Annotated in this window: 4 protein-coding genes and 1 pseudogene; all 5 read left to right on the top strand. The window is 72.0% G+C overall.

The features are described 5' to 3' along the window. A pseudogene (locus G3N92_RS31725) lies at positions 1 to 190 on the top strand (hypothetical protein); the annotation flags it as partial. Positions 191 to 235: 45 nt separating this feature from the next. Next, entirely contained in the window at positions 236 to 1,558 is a 1,323-nt protein-coding gene (locus G3N92_RS31730; protein WP_206131490.1) for an MFS transporter, read from the top strand. A gap of 116 nt (positions 1,559 to 1,674) precedes the next feature. Beyond that, on the top strand, positions 1,675 to 2,382 hold the full coding sequence (locus G3N92_RS31735) for a DUF2848 domain-containing protein (RefSeq protein WP_206131491.1): 708 nt from the start codon (positions 1,675 to 1,677) through the stop codon (positions 2,380 to 2,382). Between the two features lie 76 nt (positions 2,383 to 2,458). Beyond that, entirely contained in the window at positions 2,459 to 3,322 is an 864-nt protein-coding gene (locus tag G3N92_RS31740) for a DUF692 domain-containing protein (protein WP_206131492.1), read from the top strand. Continuing rightward, positions 3,315 to 3,877, top strand: a 563-nt coding sequence (locus G3N92_RS31745) for a DNA-binding domain-containing protein (RefSeq protein ID WP_206131493.1), incomplete at its 3' end; no start/stop codon positions are given. The genes G3N92_RS31740 and G3N92_RS31745, both read left to right, overlap by 8 nt.

Consider the following 3,877-nt stretch of genomic DNA (forward strand, 5'->3'; position numbering starts at 1 on the left):
CGCCGCGCTGTCCGCGCCGATCGCCACCGGCGAAGGCGCCGCCTCCGCCGCGCTCGCCGATGCCCTGATCCTCGTCGAGGCCAGCTCGGCCGACGCCGCACGCCGCGCCGCGCAGCAACTGGCCACGCTCGCCGACGTCGAGCCGTCGCAGGTACGCGGCTTCGACCTGCTCTGGCGGCTCGCGGCCTGAGCGCCCGCGCCGCCCGCCACCTACCGCATCACCGCCGCTACCCTGATGGAGAACAACATGAACAGCCTCGCCAGCCCGTCCCCGACGGCCGGACAGCCGCAAGCCGGACGCGGCCGCCTCGCCAGCGCGAGCATGATCGGCACCTCGCTCGAGTGGTACGACTTCACGGTCTACAACACGCTCGCCGCGCTCGTCTTCAACCACCTGTTCTTCCCGTCGGTCGATCCGTTGGCCGGCACGCTGCTGGCGTTCTCGACCTATGCGGTCGGCTACGTGTCGCGCCCGCTCGGCGGCCTGATCTTCGGCAACCTCGGCGACAAGCTCGGCCGCCGCGCCGTGCTGATGCTGACGCTGGTGCTGATGGGCCTGACCACCGCGCTGATGGGCGTGCTGCCCACCTACGCCACGGCCGGCATCCTGAGCCCGATCCTGCTGGTGGCGCTGCGCTTCGTGCAGGGCATCGCGCTCGGCGGCGAATGGGCCGGCGCGGTGCTGCTGGCGGTCGAGCACGGCAACCAGAAGAAGCGCGGCCTGAATGCGTCGTGGGCGCAGGTCGGGCCGTCGTTCGGCACGCTGCTCGGCACCGGCTGCATCGCGCTGCTGACGGCGGCCGTGTCGTCCGACGCGTTCCTCGACTGGGGCTGGCGCGTGCCGTTCCTCGCGAGCCTGCTGCTGGTGATGTTCGGCATGTGGGTGCGCCGCAGCGTGGGCGAGACGCCCGCGTTCGAGAAGCTCAGCGAATCGCACGCCACGGCCAAGGTGCCGGTGGCCGAGGTGTTCACGTTCCACTGGCGCCGGCTGCTGCTGGCCGGCGGCTCGCGGATCGGCTCCGACGTGCTCTACGCGCTGATCGTGGTGTTCACGCTGACCTACGTGACGACCGTGCTGAACCTGTCGCGCTCGCTGGCGCTGACCGCCGTGCTGTGCGGCACCGCCTGCAACGCGCTGACCGTGCCGCTGTTCGGCGCGCTGTCCGACCGCTTCGGCCGCCGGCCGGTGTATCTGGGCGGCGTGCTGGCGGCGATCGTCTGGGCCTTCGCGTTCTTCTCGCTGGTCAACACCTCGCAGCCGGGCCTGATCGTGCTGGCCGTGATCGTCGGCCTGGTGATTCACGCGGCGATGTACGGCCCGCAGGCGGCGTTCGTCACCGAGCAGTTCCCCACCCGCGTGCGCTACGCCGGCTCGTCGCTGGCCTACACGCTGGCCGGCATTCTCGGCGGCGGCTTCGCCCCGCTGATCATCGTCGCGCTGTTCCGCCAGTGGCATACGACCATCGCCGTGTCGCTGTACGTGACGGGCGCGCTGATCATCACGGCGATCGCGCTGCTGGCCGCCCGCGAAACCGCGCATCGCCCGCTCGAGGACTGACGCTCGACAAGCCTTTCGCGGCCGCAGCGCCGCGCTCCACGCCGGCGGCGCGCCGTGCAGCCTTCCCCGAAGGCCGCGCGAGGCGCCGCCGGCCCCCGCACTTCCCGATTCCGATCATGACCCAGCTTTCCTTTACCGTTTCCCCGCTCGGCAGCGCGCCGCGCGCGCTCGACCTCGCCCTCGACACGCTCGTGATCGCCGGCTGGGCCGGCCGCGACGCCGCCGCGATCCAGCACCACATCGACGAACTGGCCGCGCTCGGCGTGGCGCCGCCCACCAGCACGCCGTGCTTCTACCGCGTGGCCGCCGATCAGCTGACGCAGGCGCACGACATCGAAGTGCTCGGCGGCGACACCAGCGGCGAGATCGAATGCGTGCTGTTCGACAGCCCGCTCGGCACGCTCGTGACGATCGGCTCCGACCACACCGACCGCAAGACCGAGGCGTACAGCGTCGCGGTGTCGAAGCAGGTGTGCGCGAAGCCGGTGGCGCGCGAGGCCTGGCGCTACGCCGACGTGGCGGCGCACTGGGACCAGCTGGTGCTGCGCTCGCGCTACGTGCGCGCCGACGGCGCGACGCGCCTCTACCAGGAAGGCGCGGTGGACGGCCTGCTGCCGCCCGCCGCGCTCTGGCAGCGCTATGGCGACCACGACGCGGCCGCGCTGCCGGCCGGCTGCGCGATGTACAGCGGCACGCTGGCGGTGCGCGGCGAGATGGCCGCGATGACGAGCGGCGACGCGTTCGAACTCGAACTGCACGATCCGGTGCTGGGCCGCAGCCTGCACCATCGCTATCGCGTCGCGGCGCTGCCGGTCGTCGCCTGACGCTTTGCCCGGGCGCGCCCGCCGCGCGCCCGCTCTCATTTTCTTGCACGTAATCGATACGCCGGAGACACCCCCGATGACCTTCGCTCCCGCCACCCCGCTGCTGCAACTGGCCGCCGAGCTCGATGCCGGCGCCACCACCAGCCGCGCGCTCGTCGACATCGCGCTCGACCGGATCGCCGCCGAGGTGCCGATCGTCATGCACGGCGTGTCGCTGTCGATCGGCGCCGATACGCCGCTCGACCGGGGCTACCTGACCCGGCTGCGCCGCCTGATGAACGACCTGCGCGCCGTGTGGGTGTCCGATCACCTGTGCTGGACGGGCCTCGGTTCGCACAATTCGCACGATCTGCTGCCGATGCCGCTGACCGAGGCGTCGCTCGATCACGTGTGCGCGCGCGTGGACGCCGTGCAGCAATGGCTGGGCCGCCCGCTCGTGCTCGAAAACCCGTCGAGCTACGTGCAGTTTCGCGCCTCGACGATGCCCGAATCCGATTTCCTCGCACGGCTGGCGCGGCGCACCGGCTGCGGGCTGCTGCTCGACGTCAACAACGTGTATGTCAGCGCCGTCAATCATCGCTTCGATCCGGTGGCCTACCTGTACGCGCTGCCGCACGACCAGATCGTGCAGATCCATCTGGCCGGCCATATCCGCCACGGCGACACGCTGATCGATACGCACGACCAGCCGGTGCCCGCGCCGGTCTGGGATCTGTACGCGCTCGCGCAGCGCCTGACGGGCGGCGTCTCGACGCTGCTCGAATGGGACGCCAACCTGCCCGACTACGACGCGTTGCTGGCCGAGCTGAACAAGGCCCGCCGCGTGGCGGCCGGCGAGCGGCTGAGCGACGCCGATCTGCCTGCGGGCCATCCGGCCCAAGCCGACGCGGCGCTCTCCACGCCGCTGCATTTCCCCGCGCCGGAGCTGATCGATGAATGACGCCATGCCGATGGCGGCGATCCAGCGCTGGATGCAGATGGCCACCACCCACCCGGGCGGCCTCGACGCCGGGCTGGTGCAGGCCGCGCAGCACGAAGGCGCGGGCATCGCGGCCGTCATCGCGACGCCGGCCGGCGTCGATCCGCACGCGCGGCTGGCCGTGTACGCGGACGGCTACTGGCTGCGCCTGATCGGCTGCCTCGAAGCCGAATATCCGGCGCTGCTGCGCCTGCTCGGCCCGACGCTGTTCCGCTTCTTCGCGCGTGCCTACCTGCACCGGCATCCGTCGCGCTCGCCCACGCTGCATGCGCTCGGCGCGGCGTTTCCGGCGTTCCTGCTCGGCTCGCAGCGGCGCACGGGCGGCGGCGCGGCACGGCCCGCGGCGCAGACGTTTCCGCTCGATCTGGCCCGGCTCGAACGCGCGATCGCCGAATCGGGCCGCGCGGCCGGGCTCGAAAACGCGCCGCACGGCGTGGCTGCCACCCCGATGGACGTGCTGCCGTTGCTGACCGGTGCGGCGTGCACGATCGCCCTGCCCGCCACCACGCGGCTGCG

The sequence above is a fragment of the Burkholderia sp. Ac-20379 genome, from assembly GCF_017104645.1.
Lineage (GTDB): Bacteria > Pseudomonadota > Gammaproteobacteria > Burkholderiales > Burkholderiaceae > Burkholderia.